A 22,400-nucleotide genomic window follows, 5' to 3' on the forward strand; every position below is an offset into this window, starting at 1 on the left:
GGGGACAACGACGCCAACCAATAGAAAATTATGAGTTTCATCACTGTCAATGACCTCGAAGCGGGCTATGGCAAAGCTCTGATCATCCGAAATGTCGACATCGAGATCGATGCGGGTGAAACGGTAGCCGTGATCGGCCGAAACGGAGCCGGCAAGTCAACCCTGATCAACTCGTTCTTCGGTGGGACAAGAATCTTCGGGGGGCGCATTCAAGTGGCCGGCACCAATCTACAGGGCCGGCCGGGCTACTTGGCTCCCAGCTTGGGAGTGACGCTCGTACCTCAGGGACGGATGATCTTGTCGCATCTAAGCGTGCAGGAGAACCTGCTGTTGGGAGCCGCTTCTCGAAGGCCAGGCGATTGGGGACTGTCAGCCGTATACCGCCTTTTCCCGATTCTCTTGGAGCGACGAAATCATTCGGGTACCGCCTTGTCTGGCGGCCAGCAGCAGATGCTGGCGATCGGAAGAGCGCTGATGGGCAATCCAGCAGTCTTGATGTTGGACGAGCCAACGGAGGGATTGTCCCCGGTGTTGGTTGACGAACTTGCCACGGTCATCCAGCAGATCAACGACACGGGCGTCGGGGTATTAATCGTCGAACAACACCTCAACTTGGTAAAGCGAGTCGCACAGCGCTTCCTCGTTATGTCCAAGGGGGAGATCATCGATCGAGGCCGAACCTCGGAAATTGAGGAGCCGAAACACCAGTCCTCGGTTTCTTTTCATTAGGCGACGTGTACCGCGCCTTCAAAAGGAGATAGGTATGACCAAAGTAGTCTTGATCACAGGTGCCAACGGCGGCATCGGGGCGGCGACATGTTCCATGTTTCAGAAGCAGGGACATACGGTCATAGGGCTCGATGTCGGGCAGCAGAAGTCCGGCGACTGGGAGCATGTCAGTTGCGACCTGTCTGACAGCAAGATGATTGAATCGGTGTTCGCTGAGATCCACCGTGAGCATGATGCGATCGACATTCTGGTGAACAACGCGGCTGTGTTCCAGCCGCGCAGGTTCTTCGATATCTCGCCCGGCGATTTCGAGCAGACGATGCGCGTCAATGTGGAAGCGGTGTTCCTGACTTCGAAGCTGATGTCCGCCCGACTTATCGAACGGAGGCGCCCGGGAGCCATCGTAAACATTGCGTCCATGGCAGGCATTGGCGGTGGCGCCTACACGGACTATGGAACTTCGAAGGGCGCTGTGATGGTTCTCACGAAGAGTATGGCGCGAGATCTTGGTCCCCGCGGCATCAGGGTGAATGCCGTTGCACCAGGCCTGATCGAAACCGGGATGATGCGCAGCAACCCTTCGACGCTGACGGAGAAACTTCTCGAGCGGACACCGCTGGGCCGCGTTGGCAAGCCTGAAGAGATCGCCAACGCGATCGAATTCCTCGCAAGCGAGCGGGCCAGCTATGTGCATGGCGCGATCGTCGAAGTCTGCGGCGGTTTCCAGTAGCCAAAACTTCCGAACCAAATACCCGAACACTTCAAGGTCTTGCGATGAAAAAGTGCCTTATCCCCTTGGGCATTGTCCTGTGCCTTCAGAGCCAGGCCGGCGCTGCCGACACTCTCAAGGTTGGACTTCTCGCCGTCGACAAAGGAGTCTTTGCTCCAGTCGACGAGTACTATCACGTCGCGGCGAAGCTGGCCGTGGAGACCCTCAACGCGCAGGGTGGCATATTGGGAAAGCAGGTCGAACTTGTCCGGCTCACCCACGCGGGAACGCCAGCCACTGCGCTGGCTGCCGCAACGCGTTTGGCGCAGCAGGAAAAGGTCAGCGTGATGACTGGCTTCAACAATTCGGCGATGGCGCAAGCCATTGCTCCACGGCTGTCCAGTTTGAACGCAGTGCTGATCGACGCGTCGACACTCAACGACGAACTAATCAACACTACCTGCTATTCGCACTATTTCCGTGTCACCGCGCCTGACTCGCAAGCGGTCAACATGCTGGGCCAGGTGATCAAGGAATCCAATCTGAAGAGCTGGAGCTTCATAGCCTCGGAGTCCGCACAAGGGCGTAATCTCGAAAGTGCCTTCAAGGTGATGGTCGAGAAAGCGGGGGGTACCGTGGGCAAGTCGATACTGGTCCCATACAACACGGCAGACTTCGGCAGCTATATCACACAGCTCGCGACAAGCCCCACCGAGGGTCTGATGATTGGAGTCCAGTCGGGCGATGCAATAACGTTCTCGAAGCAGCAGAAGCAGTTCGGGTTGTTCGATAAATTCCGGAAGGTATTGTCAACCTACGGCTTCACCAATGATATGGCACTGCGGTTCCAGGGTGATGCCACAGTAGGTGTTACGTTCGCTGGGGACTATCTCCCTGGTGTGCCATACGGAGCTAAGAACGACGCGTTTGTGAAGCTGTACAAGGAACGCATTGGACGCGAGCCGAACTATCTCGAGGCAAATACATGGGTGAGCTTTGAGCTTATCAAGGCTGCCGCGGAGCTTTCCGGAAAGAGTGATGCGAATGCGCTACGCGCCGCATTGGCGAAGTTAAAAACAAACACGATCTACGGCGATGTTTCCATGCGACCTGATCATCAGTTGCTGCGTCCAACCGTCGTCGCGAAGATCGAAGCGCAGCCCAGTGGCAGAGCCAAAGCTACCTTGATCCGCTCCGAGGCCGGCAATGGAATGGCTCCTCCAGTGAGGATCAATTGCAATTGACTGACAAATCTTTTGACCGTGCAGTGCGTGGAAGCGACTGCGAAGAAGGTCCCGCCCTAGAGTCTGGATCATGGCAATCCGGGTCTAGACCCTTAGAAAGAGTTCTACCTGAATTGGAGGCGTTAATGTCCGCGAGTAAGTCATCGGTGTCGATGGATCAACACGAGGTAGATGTAATCATTGTCGGTGCAGGGTTCGGTGGCCTCTATTCCATCTACAAGCTGCGTGAACTCGGATTTCGGGTGCAGGCATTCGACGCAGCTCCTTCAGTAGGCGGAACTTGGTTCTGGAACCGATATCCGGGAGCACGCTGCGACGTCGAAAGCCTGCAATACTCCTTTTCATTTTCCGAGCAACTGCAGGCCGAATGGCGTTGGACCGAGCGCTACGCAGCCCAGTCAGAGATTCTGCGATACCTGGAGCATGTAGCGGACCGCTTCGACCTGCGGCCTTACATCCAACTCAATACCCGCGTCAAGTCCGCATGCTTCAACGAGGCGACCGGACGCTGGGACATCCAAACCGACGACGACAAGCGATGGTCAGCTGCCTTCTGCGTCATGGCAACCGGGCCTCTGAGCCAACCGCAACTGCCGGACATTCCAGCTATCGCGACCTTTGAAGGACGGGCATTCCACACTTCCCGCTGGCCTGAAGAGCAGGTCGACTTCACGGGACAGCGTGTCGGGGTGATAGGGACTGGCTCCACCGGCGTACAACTCATCCCGGCGCTTGCCGAGAGCGCGAAGGAAGTAGTGGTCTTCCAACGGACTCCGAATTTCGTCGTGCCTGCGGTAAACCGCGCACTGAAGGACAATGAGCTGGAGTTCTGGAGAAAGCATTACCCCCAGATCCGGCATGACGAGCGTTTCAGCCGCACTGGGGTTTGGGATCCGCTTCGTGGAACCCGTAGTGCCATGGAATTCAACGACGCGGAACGTGAGTATCTCTATCGCGCGGCCTGGGACCGGGGCGGCTTCGGCTTCCAGGCGACATTCCCTGACTTGCTCACCAACATGGAAGCGAACAAGACGGCAGCGGATTTCGTCCGAGCGCGCATCCGTGAAGCAGTGAAAGATCCTGAAACTGCAGAGGCACTCTGCCCGAAAGACTACCCTTTCGCAGCAAAGCGTCTTTGCGTCTATTCAGGATACTACGAGACATTCAACAAGCCGAATGTACGTCTCGTGGATTTGCGGCGCGAGCCCATCAAGAGGGTGACGCCGCAAGGGGTGACCACGGACAAGAGCGATATTCCGCTAGATGTATTGGTCTTTGCCACTGGCTTCGATGCATTGACGGGTGCGTTGAAGAACATCGACATCCGGGGTCGGAAAGACAAGTCCTTGAGAACTCTCTGGTCAGACGGCCCGGTTTCCTATCTCGGCCTGTGCGTCGCCGGCTTTCCCAATCTTTTCATGCTGAGTGGTCCAGGCAGTCCGGCCGCGTTGAGCAATGCCGTTGTCACGATCGAACACCATGTCGATCTTGTCGCGCGATGCCTTAACGATCTTCGAACCAAGGGCATGACTCATATCGAGGCCACGGGTGAGGCGCAGCGTGAATGGTGCGATGAAGTGCGCGCCTTGGCGGACCAGACGCTCATGACGCAGGCGAAGTCCTGGTACAACCGTCCGCCGCAGGAAGGCAAGCCCAGGATCTTTGTGCCTTTTGTCGGTGGAGTAGGCGTCTACAGGGAGAGGTGCGACGACATCATCACCAGTGGCTATGAAGGGTTCGACCTCTACGCGCACGGCGTCGAGGCAATGCGCGCTGCGGCACAGACTGCAACGCCTTCTGCTTGCATAATCGCCGGAGAATGAAGTGGAATCGCAGCAATTGGCACGTTCTTCCCATCCTCGATTGGCAGAAAAGGTCGCGCTCGTCACGGGTGCCGCCTCCGGTATCGGCGAGGCGATTGCGCGTCGCTTTCTCCAGGAGGGCGCGACCGTATATGCGCTCGACATGCGTTCCGCCGTAACACCGGCAGGTGTCACGGTGCGTGAGTGCGATGTCACTCAGGAGGAACACGTTGTCGGCATCGTGACTGAAATGGCAAGGAGCCACGGCCGGATCGACATCGCAGTGAACGTCGCCGGAATATTCCAACCTGACGGGGGGCATGACATCGAGACGGGTGTCTGGGACAGGATTCTCGACGTCAACCTGTCGGGAACCATGAGAGTCTGTCGGGCGGTCTTGCAGGTCATGGTTCCGCGGCGTTCCGGTGCAATCGTCAATGTCTCGTCAGTCGCGGCTCACAATGGTCCCGCCGGGCAGGCCTCGTACTCGGCAAGCAAGGGTGGGGTAGTAGCCTTCACGCGTTCCATCGCGAACCGATACGGCCCCGAGGGCATTCGAGCCAACTGTCTTTGTCCCGGATGGGTGCGTACTCCCGCCACGGAGCGCGAGATGGGCGTGTTGGCCAGGGCTTCGGGCATCACATTGGACGAGCAGTTCATGTCCATAGCACCTAGCATCGCTTTGCGCAGAGTTTCAACTCCAGATGAACTTGCTAAGGCTGCGCTCTTCTTGGCCTCCGACGACGCCAGTTACGTCACAGGGGTTTCACTGATGGCGGACGGTGGCCTTCGCTCGAACGCTTCAAGCAGGGCAACTTGAACGCTGTCACCAGCAGTTTGGACTACGGGATTCTTACGCGAGCGTTCACCGGCCCTGATGCAAATAGGCTTGGCTCGTCCCCGCGCGAGTTTCCGGCGCGACATCACATTCACGCGCGATGGGTGAGTTGCAGCCCAAGCAGTCCGTCGCCTGCGTTACCGGCGATGGTGGAGGGGGCATGCAGGAAGCCAGTGCCTGATCGATGCCCACGGCTGGCGCACGGCGAAGGTCAAGTAGGGCGAGACGTCCCAGAGCAGCACCCTCTCAACCCCACTCTCAGGAAAAAGAAGTATGGATAGGAAAGACCACAGATTGGACGGCCGCGTGGCCATTGTCACGGGTGCGGCGCAGGGCATCGGCCGCGCCTATGCACTTGCCTTGGCCGGCGCGGGCGCCCGAGTTTGCGTCAGCGACGTGACGGAACCGACAGAGACCCTGGCGCAGATCAGGGAACTGCATGGCGAAGCCATCGGCGTGGTGGCCAACATCACCGATCAGCCCTCGCTCGAGGCGATGGTAGCGCGCACGATCCACGCTTTCGGCCGCTTGGATGTGCTCGTCAACAACGCAGCGCTTTTTGGCAGCCTTCGGATGCGGCCGTTCCCCGAAATCAGCAATGAAGAATGGGACCAAGTGATGACCGTCAACGTTCGTGGTACGTGGCAGACAATCAAGGCGGCGCTGCCGGCGCTGCGCCAGGCCGGCGGCGGCAGCATCGTCAACATCTCTTCGGCCACGACCTTCAAGGGCTCGCCCCTGCTGGCGCATTACGTCGCATCCAAGGGTGCTATCGTCGGCTTGACGAGGGCGTTGGCGCGGGAGCTGGGCCCCGACAAGATTCGCATCAATGCGATCGCCCCTGGACTTGTCATGACTGCGAACGTGCAGGAGCACGCCGACTGGCGGGAGGCCAAAGGAGGGATCGTCGCGACGCGGGCGCTTCAGCGCGATTCGGTGCCGGAGGACATGACCGGCGTGATGCTGTTCCTGGCATCCGACGACAGCGGCTTCATGACCGGCCAGACCATTGTGGTCGACGGCGGGGTGGTGATGCACTGAGAGAGCCTCACGGCACTGGCCCCCACCCAGCGGCGTGGGGCGCGGGCCGGCTTCCAGTATCGGATCGTCATGAACGTCTCCACCCGACAACTGCGTGCCTTCCTAGGTGTGGTGAAGTATGGCAACTTCACCAAGGCGGCTGACCGCCTGAACATCACACAAGCGGGCTTGAGCGCGATGATCCGTGAACTGGAGGGGCAACTGCAATGCCGGCTTTTCAACCGTACCAGCCGGACGGTCGAGTTGACCGAGGCCGGCGGCCACATGCTGCCATTCGTCGAGAGGGCACTCGAGAATCTGGACGCTGGAGTAGAAGGCCTCGGGTACGTCAAGTCGCTTCGCAAAGGCCGGCTCCGGGTCGGGGCAACCCCCTACCTCGGGTCCACGATGATGCCTGCCGCGATCCGCAGGTTCAGCAGCGAGCGACCCGACTTGCAGTTGGAACTCGTGGATGCCGAACAGCCCATCGTGCAATCCCTCGTCGATAGCGGCGAGCTCGACGCCGGCTTCGGGTACCTTTTTAACCTCACCTCCGGGGTGAAGATCCGCCCGCTTTTCGCCGATCCGCTGGTTCTCGTGTGCCCAATCGACCTGGCGCCGGATTGCCGATTCATTGCCAAGCCTGCGGACTGGGAGCCACTTCGGGGCGCCACACTGCTGGTTCTGGGCCGGACGAATCCCCTGCAGAAGCTTTGCAATGACTTTCTGGCCGACAGCGAAGCTCCCGCATTCCAGCGCCGCGAAGCGCGGCACTTGGCAACACTGATAGGCATGGCGCGCAAGGGCCTGGGCATTGCTCTATTGCCTGTGTCCGTTCTGGAGCCCGAAGAGCATCGCGAGCTCCGGACGATCGAGCTGCGGCTCCAGGTTCCGGTAATCGAGCACTGCGTTCTAACGAAGGCCGGGGCGGAACTCGCAGACGGCTTGGACGTGTTCGGGCAGATCTTCGCCCAGGTCTGTGTCGCGGCCACTCGTCACTTGCTGACATAGGCTTGATGGCGCTACCACATTCATTACCGATTGGTTGTCGCTCCTGTCAGAACTCTCGCTTCGGCATTGTCACGTAGGGCCCTGATATGTGGATGCACAGCAGCTACTTTTCGCCAATACCCGGCACCGATATCCGCAATTTCCGGGACTTTCATCCAGAGGGTCTTGTCTATCCTAAGCCAACCTTCATCTCAGAATATCGGAACGAAAGAAACAGCGACAGCCATATGCTTTCGGAAACGTACAGGGTACGATGCTACGTCTTGCAGTGGGCCATCGGCGCAGGTTCTAATCATGCACAAACCGTGGAGCGACAGTGGGACGATTGCCAGCTAGCTGCGCCACCACTCTCCGCAAAGGCCCTTGAGTTTAACCCTACCGTCGGTTAAGTTTTATCTGGCCGAGGAGTACCCCGCTTCAAAGTTATCCGGTTGGGGCCGATACATTGTTTCGATGCCGTGAGATATCTGCCCTAGGCCGCAAGAACATCCCGCTGATTGATGAAGGATTAGGACGATGAAAGCTCTACAGGTACACCATTACGGCGGCGACGACGCTATCCAGCTCGATGAGATCAATCGACCAGACCCAATGCACGGCGAAGTCCGGGTACGTGTCGAAGCTAGCGGCATCTCCTTCGTGGACATGCTGATTGCCCGGGGTGGCTATCAAATCAGGCTCGCGCCCCCATTCATCCCCGGTTCGGAGTTCAGTGGGATTGTCGACGCCGTGGGTCGGGGTGCGACGACAGATCTAAAGGTCGGTGATCACGTGTGTGGCACCGGTCGCGGGGTATGGGCCCAATACCTCTGTCTTGCCGCCAACCAGTTACACCCGATACCCAACAACTCGGACATGGTGGAGGCCGCAGCGCTCCCGGTCTCCTTCGGTACGGCACTTTACGGGTTGCGCGAGCGCGCGCACCTCATTCCGGGAGAGACACTTCTGGTGTTAGGCGCGGCCGGTGGTGTTGGATATGCGGCGGTCCAGATGGGCAAAGCGCTCGGCGCTCGCGTCATTGCTCTTGCCTCCACGGCAGAGAAGCGAAGGACATTGCAGGATGCAGGCGCTGATGAAGTTGTAGACAGCGGAGTTGACTGGAAGGATCTGGTGAAGTCGCTGTCTGGGCGACGCGGCGTTGACGTAGTATTCGACCCCGTTGGCAATAGCACAACGGACACGGCATTCCGCACGCTTGGCTGGGGTGGGCGTCACTTGATGGTCGGCTTCGCCGGCGGTGAGATTCCCTTGTTGAAAGCCAATCTCACCATAGTTAAGGGGGCGTCCCTGGTCGGGGTCGACTACCGGAAATTTGGAGAGCGCAACCCTGGACATCGGATTCGCTTGGAGCGCGAGGTCCTCGCGATGTGGCGCGACGGTAAGTTAAAGCCACTGGTCGCACAAACGGTCCCGTTGGACCACTTCGATATGGCATTGAAGCAGGCCCAGAACCGAGCGACAGTCGGACGTGTCGTTCTTACGATCGGACAGCCACGTTGAACGGCCAGGCGAGCGGCCTGGCTCAAGGCGTCAGACAGCGCGGCTTTGCATATCAAAATACGCTCGCTACAGGCTAATATGGAAGCCGCCGTTGACGCCGATGTGCTGGCCTGTGATATAGCTCGATCCATCGGAGAGAAGGAAGCACACACTTTTGACGACCTCTTGTGGCGTCGACCAGCGGCCTAGAGGAATTTGCGCCAGCACGTTGTCACGGAACTTCTCTCCCCGAACAACTTCGGTCATTGGTGTCTCGACCACGCCGAAACATACGGAATTGGCTCGGATATTGTAGCGCCCCCACTCGCGCGCTGCAGTCATGGTCATGCCGAGGAGACCAGCCTTGGCAGCAGCATAGTTGATCTGACCGATTGAGCCCTTGCGGCCGGCATCGGATGAGATATTGACCAATGCTCCGCCCGTTTTATCCCCTCCCTTTGCACGTTCCAGCATGTGCTGGCCAACTGCCCGGGTCCAGTAGAACGATCCGGTCAGGTGGACATCAATCACGTCTTGCCACTCCTGATCGGTCATCTTTTCGATCATCGCAGGGCGGATGATGCCGGCATTGTTGACCAGACCATGCACCGCACCAAATCGGCTCGCAGCTTCGGTGACGGCGCGCGCCGCCAGAGCAGAATCGGCCACATTACCTACCACTGCCATGACGCGGTCTGCGTTCAACGGTGCCAAAGCTGCATCAAGCGATTCACCGGTCAGATCGACGGCAACAACATTGCCACCCAACTCGACACAAAGCTCAACAATTGCTTTGCCGATGCCTCGAGCTGCACCGGTGACAACGATAGTACGGCCCTCAAGGGAAATGATTTGCGACATAATCCTCTCTGATTTGGTTAAATAATTATTTGGCACGCCGCGACCGCCAATGCCTGAAGTTACGCGCCGGATGGTGGGGTGTTCGTCGCGATCACGGTAGCGCTTGGCGAGAACCCGTGATCGACTAACCGAACACCCATCGATACTGAGATACTGGCTTTATCACGATCAACGCGTTCGAGTGCGGCTGCGCAGCGATGCAAGGGCCCTTGATTGGCCTGACTTCGATTGGCAGTAGGCGCTGCGCCGAAACAGCCGATCAACCTCTGTGGCCAGAACTAAACAGCGTTGAACCATTACGAGACCACCATCAGATTTTCCGGGCTACGTCCTTCCAGAATGGCTCCCGCAATCTACGCTTGAAAATTTTTCCGCTGTCCTCACGGGGTAGCGAGGCATGAAAATCAACGCGCTTCGGTACCTTGTACTTTGCCAGATGGGATTCCAAGTACTGCTGAATATCCCGCACAGACAGTTTCGCGCCTGGCACGAGTTCAACTGCAGCTGCCAATGACTCCCCAAAATCTTCATCTGGAATACCGAAGACGGCACAGTCTTGAACGCCAGGGCACTGCGTAAGAACCATCTCGATCTCGGCGGGATAGATGTTTGTCCCGCCGGAGATCACCATGTCCGATCGCCGATCACACAGGTACAGACGTCCATTCCTCAAATAGCCCACATCGCCCACGCTGATCAGACCGTCTTTCTCGGCACTCCTTCTCTTCTCGGCGTGATTCAGGTAGGTGAAATCAGCATATGCGGGCACGCGCATATAGATTTCTCCCGGTTCGCCCTCCGGCGCTGGCTTCCCATCCTCGCCATAGAATGCGATACGAGTCCCCGGCGTTGGTACACCAACTGAACCTGGGTGCTCCAGCCAATCCTGAGGGGTAGCCAGCGTAGCTGTGCCAACTTCAGTGCCACCATACGTTTCATAGATGATGGGTCCCCACCATTCCATCAACGCTTGCTTGACCTCTTTCGGACAAGGAGCGCCGGTGTGCGTGACCCAACGTAGCGAACTGACGTCGTAGCGCTCGCGCACTTCTTTTGGCAACTTAAGGATTCGGACGAACATCGTTGGCACCATTACGGCATTCGTAATCCGGTGCTTCTCAATTAGAGCCAGCGTTTCCTCAGCGTCGAACTTGGACTGGAGTACCAACTCTTCTGCCACCATGAAAGCCTGCCGTCCGTATCCGTTTGGTGCTGAGTGATAGAGCGGTCCGGTAACCAAGGCGCGGACGCCGGGTGTGACCCCGTAGACACGCTCGATCAATTGCACGTGCGCCTGAGTCTGCTCGGGCGTTGCCGGGTCGCGCTTAACGCCCTTGGGATGCCCGGTGGAGCCCGATGTATAGATGATCGTCCCCCTGGCACGCTTCGGCGGCGCGCTCCAAGGCTCGAATGCCTTGCACCAATCTGGCCACGATGTTTCACCGACACCAGGTGGTGCAGCGTCGTCGGCAATTCCGTAGCGCGCTGTCACTTCCGGCGGCGTGGGCACAACGAGTACTTGGACGCCGGCGGGTATATGGGCCCTTAGCGGTGCTAGCAGGTCTGCATGCGCAACCAGCACCCTAGGTTTCGCGTCGTTAAGAACATAGCAAACTTCTTCGATCTTGCCGTGCCAATTGATAGGAACAGAGTACGCCCCAATTGCGGCCGCCGCGTGCTGGACCTCAAAGAACGCGAAGTCATTGCGCAGCAACAACGCCACCGTTTCGCCCTCCTGGATACCCATTTGGTCGAAGCCCGTTGCTGCCCGCAGACTCTGCAGTAGCACATCGTCGCGCGGGATGCCGCGGCCATCGAGATAAATCATTGCTTGGTTCATGTAATTGTCTCGCTCCGGAAGTCTTCTATCTCTTCACGCGTAGGCTAATGACGCCAGCCTTGTCGTGTGCGTGTCGCCATCGCCGAACAATTGGTCCAGCACGTGGATCCGGCGCAGGTAGTGTCCGACGGCATACTCCTCAGTCATTCCAATGCCACCATGCAGTTGGATCGCCCCGTGGGCCACGGCACGAGCGTGCCGTGCCACCGAGTACTTCGCGCGATGCAGATCGAGCTTCGCGCTCTCGTCTGTATGATCGTCGACGGCAATGGCAGCTGCAATGGCCATGCTTCTTGCAAGCTCCACACTTACAAGCATGTCGGCGGCGCGATGACGTAGTGCCTGGTTTTCGCCAATAACCCGTCCAAACTGCTTGCGGGTGTTCAAGTACTCTATGGTCAGCCCGAGGGCGGCCTGGGAAGCACCAACCATTTCCGCACACACGGCCGCGATGCCGAAAGCTTGGGTTCCTTCAATGGCAGAATGCGCTCGCTTGCAGTCCATAGGGTCCGTTAGTGGTACGGCGTCCACATCCTGCAAGTAGATGTCACTGGCGGAGGTGTCATCAACAAGCCTGTAATGCCGGGAATCAACGCCGTCCGCGTTGGCATTCACCATGAAAAGCGCGCAACCATCGTCCTCATTGGGAGCCCCTCCAATGCGTGCGCTCACGATGAGTTGGTCGGCAAAGATGGCGCCGATGACGCTCGCCTTGTTACCGTTGATCCGCCACTGCTTTCCCGTGTTGGTCGCCGTCGACTCAATCCACAAGGCTGAGTGACGACCAGCCCTCTCATTGTGGGCCCACGCCAGACGCCTCTCGCCCGTCGCAACCCGTGGCAGAACTTCGGCGCAAATAGCGTCGTCGGCGGTCAGCCGCAATGCCGCCGCAGCCAGCACATTTGACGCGAGGAGCGGCTCCAAAGAGAGCGCTGCGCCAAGTTCCTGCATCACCGGAAGCAAGTCACGCGCCCCACCTCCGAATCCTCCGAATGCTTCGGGCACCAGGAGCGCCGTCAGGCCTAATTCAGCGAATTTTCCCCATGTGTGCTCGTCGTGCCCCGTCGTTGATTCGGCATAGGCTCTCCGCTTCTCGAACGTGTATTGCTTAGCCAGTAGTCGGCGTAGGCTTTCCTGCAGTGCACGTTGTTCGTCGTTTAATTCAAAATTCATTTTCAATCCTTATCCGACAAGGGCCCTGGCAAGAATGTCCTTCTGCACCTCATTGGTCCCACCGTAAATACTCGTTGCGCGCGAATAGAAGTAGCGCGGCGTGAGAGGTCCATGTGTTGTGTCTTCGGCGTCCCTGCGTTCTAGCCCGTCGATACCTGCCAAGCGAGCCAAGAGCGCATTGATCTCCTGCTGCAACTCCACCCCCTTGAGTTTGAGCACAGAGGGGAAAGCAGGGAGTTCCTGTTGCGCGCTCGGAGTCAGCAGAAAGCGCAAGTTAGTCACTTCCAAGGCCCGGATCTCAGCATCTAATCCGGCCAGCTCATTACGCAACTTAGGGTCGTCGATTAGACGATCTCCCGCCTGCCTCGTTAGCGTCGCCACCTCTCGCGCTCTGTCCAAGCGCTCGCGGCACAGGCCGATGTTGGCAATCCCGGCGCGCTCGTTGCTCAACAAAAACTTGGCGCAGTCCCAACCCTTGTTTTCCTCGCCCACCAAGTTGGCGAGTGGTACGCTGACTTCCTCGAAGAACACCTCATTGAGGTGGTGTTCGCCATCAATCGAATAGATGGGGCGAATGGTGATGCCCGGCGATTTCAAGTCGATGAGCAGGAAGGAGATCCCCTCCTGTTTTCTTGCCTCTGGATCGGTCCGAACGAGTGCGAATATCCAGTCTGCCCAGTGGGCCGTTGTTGTCCATATCTTCTGACCATTTACTACAAATTTGTCACCCTCAAGTCGCGCCGTTGTGCGAAGGGAGGCCAGATCGGAGCCAGCCCCTGGCTCGGAGAATCCCTGGCAGAACCAGAGGTCGAGGCTGGCGAGCTTCGGAAGAAAGTATTCGCATTGCTGCGCCGTGCCGAATTTCATTAGCAGCGGGCCCAGCATCATCACATTGAATACTTGTGGCAGCGGTGCCGGCGCACGATACAACTCATCAAGGAGGATCAGGCGCTCAAGCTGCCCAAGCTCCGCGCCTCCGAATTTTCGCGGCCAGTGCGGCGCAGCCCAGCCCCGCTCATTGAGGATGCGCTGCCAGATTACGGTGTCCTCTTTGCGTGGTGGGTGACCAGCGCGCAAGCGAGCTCGGATGTCGGCTGGCAATCGCTCGGCAATAAATGCGCGCACTTCAGCGCGGAAGGCCTTTTGTTCGGGCGACAACTGAAAATTCATTCTATTGCTCTTCCTATGTACATGTCGCGAATATGCCCGCCTGCAACTACGGCCGCTGGCGCACGTTGGAGCGGTGCCGGCTAACTCGGCTGCCTGCCTTTCATTTCAGTGGAATGGTGATTTCTAAAGGCGCTTTCTATACCCGCTTACACGGCGGGCGCCGAGGCGGCAACGCTGCGTCAGTCCAGGTGGATATTCGACGCCGCAATGATGTCCTTCCAGAACCTTTCGTCGCTCTTCACCGTTCTGGCGAATGAAGCGGGCGTCCCACCGACCAGGACGTAGCCGATTTCGGCCATGCGCGCGCGGATGGCGGACACCACCATCAGCTTGTTCACGTCGGCGCTGACCTTCTCGACAATGGATGCCGGCGTGCCAGCGGGGGCAAGCAATCCAAACCAGCCCTGCCGCTCCAGTCCAGCATATCCCTGTTCCTTGAACGTCGGCACGCCCGGTAAGAGGGGCGAGCGGCTCACGCCGCTGACGGCGATGGTACGCAGCCGGCCCGCGTGCTGCTTGGCGTTGGCCGGACCGATGATGCCGATTTGCACTTGGCCACCGAGCATGTCGTTGACCAGCGGCGCTTCGCCCTTATAGGGCACGTGGACGAGAGGCACATCGTTGGAGCGGCCGAAGGACTCCATCAGCAAATGTCCGGTACCGCCTACGGCGTAGGTGCCGTAGGGTAGCGGCTGGCCTTGCTTCTTCGCGTATTCGATCAGGCTCTTGACGTCGACAACGGGGAGGTCTTTATGCACGACCCACGCGAGGTTAAGCGTAGCCAACTCGGTGATCGGTGCGAAGTCGCGTTGCGCGTTATAGGGCGCCTTACCGAAGAGCGCCGGTGCCATAACCAAGTTGGTCAAGGTGGCCAGTAAGGTGTAGCCGTCGGGGGCGGCCTTGGCCACTGCGTCGGCGCCGATCATCCCGCCAGCGCCCGGACGGTTGTCCACCACGACCGGTTTGCCCCAAGCCTTGGACAGGCCATCGGCCAGCACGCGGAACGCCACGTCACTGGAGCCACCTGCCGAAAATGGCAATACAACTCGGACCGCGTGCGTTGGATAGGCGCTATCCTGCGCAAAGGCCGGTCCAAGCCCGATACCGCCAAAGGGGCTCGTAGCTAGTCCGAGTCCGAGTTGCTGCAATACGCGACGCCTGCTCTGATTCATGTTTCAGTCCCATTTATCATGCCAGAAACTGACATGCATTGGTTGTTACTCTCTGAATTCTTTCGAAGCTTTCCGACGCAGCGAAAGTGGCTTGCTCTGGCATTTTTAGGGCGTTGTTGCATAAATCCGGGGTCGGCTGGGCTGACGTTTACGCGCAACGGCTGGCACGCTGGCTCTGTTAACTTCTGACGAAGCGGCGTAGTGTCTCGGACTTTTTCCGGGACGATGCGCAAGGACAACCGACAGCAAGCCGAGCCCAAGGGGGCCTACCGCGTCAAGAACTGGGCGCAGTACAACAAGGGATTGATAGCCCGAGGAGACGTGACGATGTGGGTCGAAGAGAGCTTGCTCGTGCCACCGGCTAAAGCCCAGTCGCCCAAGCGTGGCCACCCGCTCGTCTATACGGATGCGCTGATCCAGGGTCTGCTCGGTCTCAAGCAGGTGTTCCACCTGCCGCTGCGCGCGCTGCAAGGCTTCGCGCAGAGCTTGCGCACCCTGGCCTTCCCAACGTTGCCAGTGCCGAATTACACGACATTGAGCCGCCGCGCGCAGAATCTGAACGTCGTGCTGCCCGCCTCGCGGGCCGGCGAGCCGCTGCATCTGGTGATCGACAGCACTGGGCTGAAGCTTTACGGCGAAGGCGAGTGGAAGGTTCGCAAGCACGGTTGGTCCAAGCGCCGGACTTGGCGCAAGGTCCATCTCGCTATGGACGCGGACACCGGCCAAATCCGTGCCGCGCTGATGACCCATCAGGACGTTGGCGATGGCGAAGTGTTGGCCGACCTGCTCGATCAAATTCCCGCTGATACACCGATCGATACAATCGGAGGCGACGGCGCTTACGACAGCAAGCCGTGCCACGCGGCGATTGCCGCGCGGGATGCACAGCCCTCGATTCCACCACGCGATGGAGCGAAGCCATGGTCCGAAAGTACGCCGGGTGCAGCCTGGCGTAACGAGGCCATCGAGGTCATCGAGAAGAGCAGTCGACGCGAATGGAAAGCCGCCAGCGGCTATCACCGGCGCTCGCTGGCCGAGACCCTGATGTACCGCCTCAAGACGCTGACAGGACACAGTCTGTGGGCACGCGAAATCGGGTCGCAGGCCACCGAAGTGGCCATCCGTGCGGGCGTGCTCAACCGCATGGTCGCACTCGCTCGCCCGCAATCCGTCTGTATCACCTGAGTTCAGCCTCACCGGGGAGCCCCTGTTTTCAATCTCGATTTATGCAACAACGCCCATTTTTAGTAAGATTTTTCCTACTTGCTTTCCCGCATCAAGATAGTCATGTGCTTGCGCTGCATCATGAAGATCAAATACACGGTCGACGACTGGATTAATTAATTTTTTTTCTATCAATGGCCAGATATGAGCATGCACTTGTCTGGCTAGGTCGCCTTTGTACTCATTCGACCGGGATCTTAGCGTCGAGCCCATTAGTTTGAGCCGTTTGTGCATCATCGCGCGGATGTCGATACTGCCATTTTTGCCACCAAGGGTGGCAATAAATACGATGCGACCACCCTCGGCGAGGACACTAAGCTCGCGGGCTACATAGTCTCCACCAACCATGTCGAGAACCACGTCAACTCCGCGTGGAATGGCATCTTTGATGACCGTCTCAAATTGGGAAGAGTGGTAGTCGATTGCTTCTGCACCTAATGCTTCACAAGCCGAGCATCGACTAGCCCCACCGGCCGTCACGAACACGCGGTGTCCCAGCGCGCGCGCCATTTGAATCGCCATAGTACCGATGCCGCTTGCTCCACCGTGTACGAGCAGCACTTCCCCTGGCTGCAGTTGGGCTTGGTTCCAAACAGTGTCGTAGACAGTGAAGATCGTCTCGGGAAAACACGCGGCATCGATAAGTGAGATACCTGCGGGCACGGGAAGACACAGCCCTTCCGGTGCGACACAGTGAGTTGAATACCCACCGCCCGGCAGCAATGCACACACGCGGTCGCCGACTGCGTAACGCGTAACATCTTCACCGACTTCCAAAACTGTTCCAGAAACCTCGAGACCTGGCAAATCGCTGGCGCCGTTAGGTGGTGGATAATTTCCTCGTCTTTGCACCGAATCACCGCGATTCACTCCTGCTGCTGCGACTTTTATCAAAATTTCTTTTGCACCAGGGGTAGGTCGATTACGTGTAACTTTTCGAAGAACCTCAGGGCCGCCAAATTCAGAGATCTCCACACACTCCATCGTCAGACTCATCTTATTCTCCATATAAACTAGAGATGCCCGTCTCATTGATGCCATCATGGAGCGGGCTCTCATCCACATATTTGGCGATAACGCGTTCCACTTATCCTTGACGGCAGTAGCTGTCAGTTGCGACGTATCTATCTGAGCGAAATCGAATGGTGAAGATAGGACGCGCGTGGCCGCGTGATGTGTTCCGATGAACCATAACGACCCTGCGCTCGACCGGTGCAGCCCGCCGGCGGCGAATCAATGTCGCCTCGCTTATAGCCGGGGCGATGGCGACGAGGGCGGGCGGCGTTCAAGCCGCAGATTTCAACGCGAGGTGCGTCAATGCAGTCGAGCGCATGTCGAACTCCCCGGGAAATCTGTTTCATGGCTTGTTGTCTCCTGGTTCGACAATCGCTGGGTGAGCAAGACAGGTGCGTGCGCGGCCAGCCAAGTCTCACTTCCGATCAGTGGCCCTTTTAGATGGACCTTTGTTGTGATTTGTGGTCTATTTGTTTTAGTTTAGCGATCGAAAAAAGGATAAGCCAGAACGTAAACGGGTATTAATGGATTACCATGATATGAAAATGAGACGAGCATCTTAATTTCATAAACCTATCTCAGAAATGAAGGAAAAGTATTGCCAGGGGCACGCAGGGCTTGAGACGGAGCGTTCTGCTCCTGTTGCGGATCATCCTCACCAGAACTTTGCAGGCATCGGCGTCGCGGGATGGCGTTCCAAGGTCCACGTCAGTAAGAACAAATTGTCCATCTGGATACCAAGTGGCAAGGCCGCTGATAGCCGACAGAGTGGGGCGCTGCCCGGCTAGATGTGCGGCGTAACGCGAGTCCGGAAGTCACGGGTGGCGCTGGCGTTTCTGCGGGGTCCAAGCACTCAGCCATCGCGGCGTCCGCCTGTGGCGTAGCAGGACAGCTGTCAAACTGTTGTCCTGCGCCGGACGACAGACCAGAACAGCGTTGAGAGCGACGGGCTATCGAGCTCACGGAGCGCTGCCGCGCAGCGCATTACAGTCTTGTCGGAAACAGGTAGTCCCAACTCTGTCGCGCTGGCCAGCAACAAAATGGCATCGCGCCGCTGGCGTTGCATCACGAGATGCCCAATCGTTTGTTCGACGTCTTCCTCGAAGACACTGCTGCGGAAGTTGGGCAAGCGTCCCTGAATCTTTTTCGAGAGAGAGCGCACTTCCTGCAGGACAGCTGCCCGGTCGGCTTTGAGGGAATGCTTGGCGGAGGGAGGTTGATACATGGGAGCCGCTTGTGTGCTTTACCTAGATTGAGTGAAGCAGCTAGCTCGGGATCGGTGGCATGTCGTTTGCAACTCTCGCCGTATAAGACTTGGTATTGTGCTTTTTCCAGCTCTCCGGCCGGCTAGAGTCATCATCAATAGCCGCGCTTTCTCACGACAGAGCTTAGCCGGTAATGCGTGAGAATATCCAATATTGAATTAGCTCCAAGCGATATGGAGTTCGATATCAAGTCTTGACTAGCAGAACTTGTGGAAGACAGGCTTCGGATGGACATCGTGCGGGCACCGACGTGTGCTTGAACGGGAGACCACCTGGTCACGCGACGGCGCCGTTTGCCGCCTGCGTCAGCTCGCTGTCTCCAGCAGATTGATAAGGTAGCTGCCGACGCCAAGCGCTGGCAATGAAGGCGAAAGCCATTACTTGCCCGCCTCACGCCCCTCCGGTGCGAACTCGGACAAGGCCACCTCTCGGAAATGCCGTATTAGTTGGCTGTCGTAAGTCGGTAGCCACGTAAGGGCTAAGCCGATGCCGGCGCTATCCGGATAGCCTGCTAGGTGGCGGAATACCATGCGGTCATTGGCAAAGCGCTGCATGATCGATGGGACGAGCGCCACCCCTAGGCCGCTTTCGACTAGTGCCAGCACTGTCTGAACCTGTGTAGCCTCCTGTGTGACGTGAGGCTGGAATCCTGCCATCTGGCAGGCCGAGAGAGCAGCGCTACGTAGGCCGGAGGCTTCGCCTTGCTCATACATGACAAAGCGTTCCTGCATTAGGTCGGCGAGCGTGAGCGCAGGTTTGTCGGCCAGGGGGTGACTGCGCGGCAGTGCGGCCACGAAGCGGTCGCGCTCGAGCAGTGCAAGCGCGGCGGTGCCGGACGCCAGCAGCGGCGTACGCACTAGGCCGACGTCCAACTCCTTTTCATCCAGCCATTGCATGATGCGCGTTGAGGTAGCTTCGCGCAGCACCAATTCGACGCCGGGATATTCCTGACGAAAGCGCGTCACAAGCCGTGGCAACAAGTGTGCGGTGGTGGTGCCAACAAAGCCCACGCGCAAGGTGCCAGCCATGCCGCTGCTGGCTGCCTGAACCAGTTCGCTAAACTGGCCGGCGTGGAACAGAACGCGCCGCGCTTGGGTCAACGCGGCGCGTCCGCAAGCGGTCAGCGTGACGCCACGTGTTTCGCGCACGAATAGGGTGGCGTCCAGTTCCGACTCGAGCTTCTGGATCGAGACCGTCAGAGCCGGTTGTGCGACATGCAGGCGCTCGGCCGCGCGGTGGAAGTTGAGGGTCTCGGCCAAGACGACGAAATGCCGAATGCGGCGCAGTTCCATGGGGAGCAGTGGAGGGGTGGGAGCCACATCTTAGTGCGGGGTGTCTCGCGGGGCAACCGGGTTGGGCGTCGATACTCGTTACTTATCAATCGTGTGGGATTAGATATTGGACGTTGCTTCCACCCCATCGCTACACTCACTTAGATACCGCTACATACCCGCGACGCAGATGCGCAAGGCTTGACACTGCCGCGTTTGCCGCGGTCGGCGGTGGCCAAGTCTGCCCCGTAAGCACCGAAACTAACTGACAGGAGGCCCATGCGCAGCATTGCATCGCTTGATGACCTGCGGACGCTGTGTGCAGCGTCGACGACCGTGAGTAACTATTTCCCGGTCGATCAGAATGCGATCGACTCCTTTGCCGAGCTGACCAATGATCGGCAGTGGATTCACGTCGATCCGACGCGCGCAGCTGCCGAATCGCCCTACGGCTGTACCATCGCGCACGGCTTCCTGATCTTGTCGATGGTGTCTGGGGCGTTCGCGCAGTGCTTCTCGTTCCCCAGCCGCAAGTTCGGGCTGAACTATGGCTTCGATCGGCTGCGCTTTACCGGCCCTGTGCCAGCCGGCGCGCGCGTGCGCGGCGCCTTTACCCTGCAACAGATCGACGATATTCGCCCCGGCGAAGTGCGTTGCCACTGGAAGGTGGAGATGCAGGTCGAAGGCAGCGAGCGCCCGGCCATGGTAGCCGTTTGGCTTGTGCAGATGCGGTTCTGATCGTCCCCTTGTAAATCCCCTAGCAAGAGTCGAAACTTCCATGAGTATCAAAGGCAAGGCATATATCGTCGGGGCGTACGAGCATCCGACCCGCAAGGCGCCGGACAAGTCCGTGGCTCAACTGCATGCGGAATGCGCGCGCGGCGCGTTGGCCGATGCCGGCCTATCGCTCGCGGACGTGGATGGCTATTTCTGCGCCGGCGACGCACCCGGGATGGGCGCGATCAACATGATCGACTATCTCGGCCTGAAGGTGCGCCACGTAGATTCGACCGATACCGGTGGCTCTGCCTACCTCGTTCATGTCTCGCATGCGGCGCAGGCAATCGCCGCCGGCAAGTGCAATGTGGCACTGATCACGCTGGCTGGACGCCCGCGCTCAGAGGGCTCTAGCGGGACGCAGGCGCGCAGTTGGGGCGCCAACTTGCCCGACGCACCATTCGAGGCACCGTTCAACCCGGTCACCGTGAATCTTTACGCGATGGTGGCGATGCGCCATATGTACGAGTACGGTACCACTCCCGAGCAGATGGCCTGGGTCAAGGTGGCCGCGTCGCACCACGCGCAGCACAATCCACACGCTATGCTACGCAACGTGGTCACGGTGGAAGATGTACTGAACTCGCCCATGATCGCCGACCCGCTGCACAAGCTCGACTGCTGTGTGGTATCGGACGGCGGCGGCGCGCTGATCGTGGCGCGGCCGGAGATCGCTGCCACGCTCAAGCGCCCAAAGGTGAAGATCCTTGGCGCGGGCGAATACATCAAGGGGCAACTGGGCGGCGAGATCGACTTGAGCTGGTCCGGCGCAAAGTTCTCCGGCGCGGCCGCATTCTCCGAAGCGGGCGTTACCCCGGCCGACATCAAGTACGCCTCGATCTACGACAGTTTCACCATTACCGTGCTGATGCAATTGGAGGACTTGGGATTCTGCAAGAAGGGGGAAGGAGGCAAGTTTGTCGCCGATGGAAACCTGATCGCGGGGGTCGGCAAATTGCCCTTCAACACCGACGGCGGCGGCCTGTGCAACAACCATCCGGCCAACCGCGGCGGCATCACCAAGGTGATCGAGGCGGTGCGCCAGCTGCGCGGTGAAGCCCATCCAGCGGTACAGGTGCAGAACTGCGACCTGGCGCTGGCGCAAGGCACCGGCGGGTACCTGGGTTCCCGTCACGGTAGTGCCACCCTAATTCTGGAACGCGAGTAATGAGCGGGACCAACACATGACCACCCCATACACTCCTATGGCCTACATGGCTCCGAACGAACAGCCGGACAACGTTGAGTTTTGGCAAGCCGCCCGCGAAGGCCGGCTTCTGGTTAAGCAATGCCAGTCCTGTGGCAAATTGCACTGGTACCCGCGCTCGCTTTGCCCGTTCTGCTTGGGCGACACCGTTTGGAGGGACGCCAGCGGCCGCGGCACCATCTACTCGTACAGCGTTACGCGCAAGGCCGGCCCACAGCCATACTGCATTGCGTATGTGAAGCTGGAGGAGGGCGTGACCATGATGACTCATATCGTCGATTGCGACCTAGACGAGATTCGTATTGGCCAGAACGTTATGGTCAAGTTCGCGCCCAGTATGGATGGCGCGCCGGTGCCGGTGTTTGCGCTGGCGTAACGGTCACAGCGGCGATTGAAATACGGGCGCACATGCGCCCGCTATCTCGCCCTGGGCGCCCAGGGCGACCACCTGATGAGAACGGGCGTCGCGCCCCACTAGGCTGCTAGTACTACTGTGTCATAAATGTGATTGATCAGCCAGACGCGCAACATGGGCAAAGCCCAAGGCTGCGTATCAGATGCACGCTAAGTTGATGACGGAGTGTGGTGATTGAA

20 protein-coding genes are annotated in these 22,400 nt (G+C 58.7%); 12 read left to right on the plus strand and 8 right to left on the minus strand.

The features are described from left to right. Positions 1–30: 30 nt before the first annotated feature. The 8 genes from KHO41_RS21945 to KHO41_RS21980 all read left to right on the plus strand — a co-directional run bounded on the left by KHO41_RS21945 (position 31) and on the right by KHO41_RS21980 (position 8,853). Entirely contained in the window at positions 31–729 is a 699-nt protein-coding gene (locus tag KHO41_RS21945) for an ABC transporter ATP-binding protein (protein WP_211955383.1), read from the plus strand. A 34-nt stretch (positions 730–763) separates the two neighbouring features. Beyond that, complete coding sequence (locus KHO41_RS21950) at positions 764–1,459, plus strand: SDR family NAD(P)-dependent oxidoreductase (RefSeq protein ID WP_211955384.1); 696 nt, start codon at positions 764–766, stop codon at positions 1,457–1,459. A gap of 44 nt (positions 1,460–1,503) precedes the next feature. Next, entirely contained in the window at positions 1,504–2,682 is a 1,179-nt protein-coding gene (locus KHO41_RS21955; protein WP_211955385.1) for an ABC transporter substrate-binding protein, read from the plus strand. Between the two features lie 125 nt (positions 2,683–2,807). Further along, positions 2,808–4,505, plus strand: coding sequence for a flavin-containing monooxygenase (locus KHO41_RS21960; RefSeq protein WP_244873952.1), 1,698 nt, complete (start codon positions 2,808–2,810; stop codon positions 4,503–4,505). 1 nt (position 4,506) lies between these two features. Continuing rightward, a complete protein-coding gene (locus KHO41_RS21965; RefSeq protein WP_244873953.1) occupies positions 4,507–5,304 on the plus strand; it encodes an SDR family NAD(P)-dependent oxidoreductase in 798 nt (265 codons plus the stop codon). Between the two features lie 291 nt (positions 5,305–5,595). Beyond that, positions 5,596–6,363, plus strand: coding sequence for an SDR family NAD(P)-dependent oxidoreductase (locus KHO41_RS21970; protein ID WP_211955386.1), 768 nt, complete (start codon positions 5,596–5,598; stop codon positions 6,361–6,363). A 69-nt stretch (positions 6,364–6,432) separates the two neighbouring features. After that, complete coding sequence (locus KHO41_RS21975; RefSeq protein WP_211955387.1) at positions 6,433–7,353, plus strand: LysR family transcriptional regulator; 921 nt, start codon at positions 6,433–6,435, stop codon at positions 7,351–7,353. Between the two features lie 516 nt (positions 7,354–7,869). After that, entirely contained in the window at positions 7,870–8,853 is a 984-nt protein-coding gene (locus tag KHO41_RS21980; protein WP_211955388.1) for an NADPH:quinone oxidoreductase family protein, read from the plus strand. Between the two features lie 66 nt (positions 8,854–8,919). On the opposite strand, the gene KHO41_RS21985 is transcribed toward KHO41_RS21980, so the two are convergent. The 5 genes from KHO41_RS21985 to KHO41_RS22005 form a co-directional block, all read right to left on the minus strand. Continuing rightward, positions 8,920–9,693, minus strand: coding sequence for an SDR family NAD(P)-dependent oxidoreductase (locus KHO41_RS21985; protein WP_211955389.1), 774 nt, complete (start codon positions 9,691–9,693; stop codon positions 8,920–8,922). Between the two features lie 310 nt (positions 9,694–10,003). Next, positions 10,004–11,533, minus strand: coding sequence for an acyl-CoA synthetase (locus tag KHO41_RS21990; RefSeq protein WP_211955390.1), 1,530 nt, complete (start codon positions 11,531–11,533; stop codon positions 10,004–10,006). 33 nt (positions 11,534–11,566) lie between these two features. Continuing rightward, on the minus strand, positions 11,567–12,706 hold the full coding sequence (locus KHO41_RS21995; protein ID WP_211955391.1) for an acyl-CoA dehydrogenase family protein: 1,140 nt from the start codon (positions 12,704–12,706) through the stop codon (positions 11,567–11,569). Between the two features lie 9 nt (positions 12,707–12,715). Next, positions 12,716–13,876 carry an acyl-CoA dehydrogenase family protein gene (locus KHO41_RS22000; RefSeq protein ID WP_211955392.1) on the minus strand — a complete coding sequence of 387 codons (1,161 nt, stop codon included), beginning with the start codon at positions 13,874–13,876 and terminating at the stop codon, positions 12,716–12,718. 179 nt (positions 13,877–14,055) lie between these two features. Next, positions 14,056–15,024: a Bug family tripartite tricarboxylate transporter substrate binding protein gene (locus KHO41_RS22005; protein ID WP_342344474.1), complete on the minus strand. Its 969-nt coding sequence runs from the start codon at positions 15,022–15,024 to the stop codon at positions 14,056–14,058. A gap of 249 nt (positions 15,025–15,273) precedes the next feature. On the opposite strand from KHO41_RS22005, the gene KHO41_RS22010 reads away from it, so the two are divergent. Next, complete coding sequence (locus tag KHO41_RS22010) at positions 15,274–16,233, plus strand: IS5-like element ISRta5 family transposase (RefSeq protein WP_211955394.1); 960 nt, start codon at positions 15,274–15,276, stop codon at positions 16,231–16,233. 39 nt (positions 16,234–16,272) lie between these two features. Here the strand turns inward: KHO41_RS22010 and KHO41_RS22015 are convergent, their stop codons facing one another. From KHO41_RS22015 to KHO41_RS22025, 3 genes are all read right to left on the minus strand, one after another. Continuing rightward, complete coding sequence (locus KHO41_RS22015; RefSeq protein ID WP_211955416.1) at positions 16,273–17,256, minus strand: NAD(P)H-quinone oxidoreductase; 984 nt, start codon at positions 17,254–17,256, stop codon at positions 16,273–16,275. Between the two features lie 925 nt (positions 17,257–18,181). Beyond that, entirely contained in the window at positions 18,182–18,511 is a 330-nt protein-coding gene (locus tag KHO41_RS22020) for a hypothetical protein (protein WP_211955395.1), read from the minus strand. Between the two features lie 417 nt (positions 18,512–18,928). After that, positions 18,929–19,843 carry a LysR family transcriptional regulator gene (locus KHO41_RS22025; RefSeq protein WP_211955396.1) on the minus strand — a complete coding sequence of 305 codons (915 nt, stop codon included), beginning with the start codon at positions 19,841–19,843 and terminating at the stop codon, positions 18,929–18,931. A 258-nt stretch (positions 19,844–20,101) separates the two neighbouring features. Here KHO41_RS22025 and KHO41_RS22030 point away from each other — a divergent pair, with 258 nt between their 5' ends. The 3 genes from KHO41_RS22030 to KHO41_RS22040 are packed head-to-tail and all read left to right on the plus strand — an operon-like array spanning position 20,102 to position 22,182. Then, positions 20,102–20,560 (plus strand): MaoC family dehydratase, encoded by a 459-nt coding sequence (locus KHO41_RS22030; protein WP_211955397.1) that lies wholly within the window; start codon positions 20,102–20,104, stop codon positions 20,558–20,560. Positions 20,561–20,600: 40 nt separating this feature from the next. Then, positions 20,601–21,767 (plus strand): thiolase domain-containing protein, encoded by a 1,167-nt coding sequence (locus tag KHO41_RS22035; protein ID WP_211955398.1) that lies wholly within the window; start codon positions 20,601–20,603, stop codon positions 21,765–21,767. Positions 21,768–21,783: 16 nt separating this feature from the next. Further along, positions 21,784–22,182: a Zn-ribbon domain-containing OB-fold protein gene (locus tag KHO41_RS22040; protein WP_211955399.1), complete on the plus strand. Its 399-nt coding sequence runs from the start codon at positions 21,784–21,786 to the stop codon at positions 22,180–22,182. Positions 22,183–22,400: the final 218 nt, after the last annotated feature.

This window comes from Cupriavidus numazuensis (assembly GCF_905397435.1).
Lineage (GTDB): Bacteria > Pseudomonadota > Gammaproteobacteria > Burkholderiales > Burkholderiaceae > Cupriavidus > Cupriavidus numazuensis.

Excerpts from the sequence above, each read along its gene's own strand:
- KHO41_RS21945 (WP_211955383.1), top strand. The coding sequence starts at position 31 with ATGAGTTTCATCACTGTCAATGACCTCGAAGCGGGCTATGGCAAAGCT.
- KHO41_RS21950 (WP_211955384.1), top strand. The coding sequence starts at position 764 with ATGACCAAAGTAGTCTTGATCACAGGTGCCAACGGCGGCATCGGGGCG.
- KHO41_RS21955 (WP_211955385.1), top strand. The coding sequence starts at position 1,504 with ATGAAAAAGTGCCTTATCCCCTTGGGCATTGTCCTGTGCCTTCAGAGC.
- KHO41_RS21960 (WP_244873952.1), top strand. The coding sequence starts at position 2,808 with ATGTCCGCGAGTAAGTCATCGGTGTCGATGGATCAACACGAGGTAGAT.
- KHO41_RS21970 (WP_211955386.1), top strand. The coding sequence starts at position 5,596 with ATGGATAGGAAAGACCACAGATTGGACGGCCGCGTGGCCATTGTCACG.
- KHO41_RS21975 (WP_211955387.1), top strand. The coding sequence starts at position 6,433 with ATGAACGTCTCCACCCGACAACTGCGTGCCTTCCTAGGTGTGGTGAAG.
- KHO41_RS21980 (WP_211955388.1), top strand. The coding sequence starts at position 7,870 with ATGAAAGCTCTACAGGTACACCATTACGGCGGCGACGACGCTATCCAG.
- KHO41_RS21985 (WP_211955389.1), bottom strand. The coding sequence starts at position 9,693 with ATGTCGCAAATCATTTCCCTTGAGGGCCGTACTATCGTTGTCACCGGT.
- KHO41_RS21990 (WP_211955390.1), bottom strand. The coding sequence starts at position 11,533 with ATGAACCAAGCAATGATTTATCTCGATGGCCGCGGCATCCCGCGCGAC.
- KHO41_RS21995 (WP_211955391.1), bottom strand. The coding sequence starts at position 12,706 with ATGAATTTTGAATTAAACGACGAACAACGTGCACTGCAGGAAAGCCTA.
- KHO41_RS22000 (WP_211955392.1), bottom strand. The coding sequence starts at position 13,876 with ATGAATTTTCAGTTGTCGCCCGAACAAAAGGCCTTCCGCGCTGAAGTG.
- KHO41_RS22010 (WP_211955394.1), top strand. The coding sequence starts at position 15,274 with ATGCGCAAGGACAACCGACAGCAAGCCGAGCCCAAGGGGGCCTACCGC.
- KHO41_RS22015 (WP_211955416.1), bottom strand. The coding sequence starts at position 17,256 with ATGGAGTGTGTGGAGATCTCTGAATTTGGCGGCCCTGAGGTTCTTCGA.
- KHO41_RS22020 (WP_211955395.1), bottom strand. The coding sequence starts at position 18,511 with ATGTATCAACCTCCCTCCGCCAAGCATTCCCTCAAAGCCGACCGGGCA.
- KHO41_RS22025 (WP_211955396.1), bottom strand. The coding sequence starts at position 19,843 with ATGGAACTGCGCCGCATTCGGCATTTCGTCGTCTTGGCCGAGACCCTC.
- KHO41_RS22030 (WP_211955397.1), top strand. The coding sequence starts at position 20,102 with ATGCGCAGCATTGCATCGCTTGATGACCTGCGGACGCTGTGTGCAGCG.
- KHO41_RS22035 (WP_211955398.1), top strand. The coding sequence starts at position 20,601 with ATGAGTATCAAAGGCAAGGCATATATCGTCGGGGCGTACGAGCATCCG.
- KHO41_RS22040 (WP_211955399.1), top strand. The coding sequence starts at position 21,784 with ATGACCACCCCATACACTCCTATGGCCTACATGGCTCCGAACGAACAG.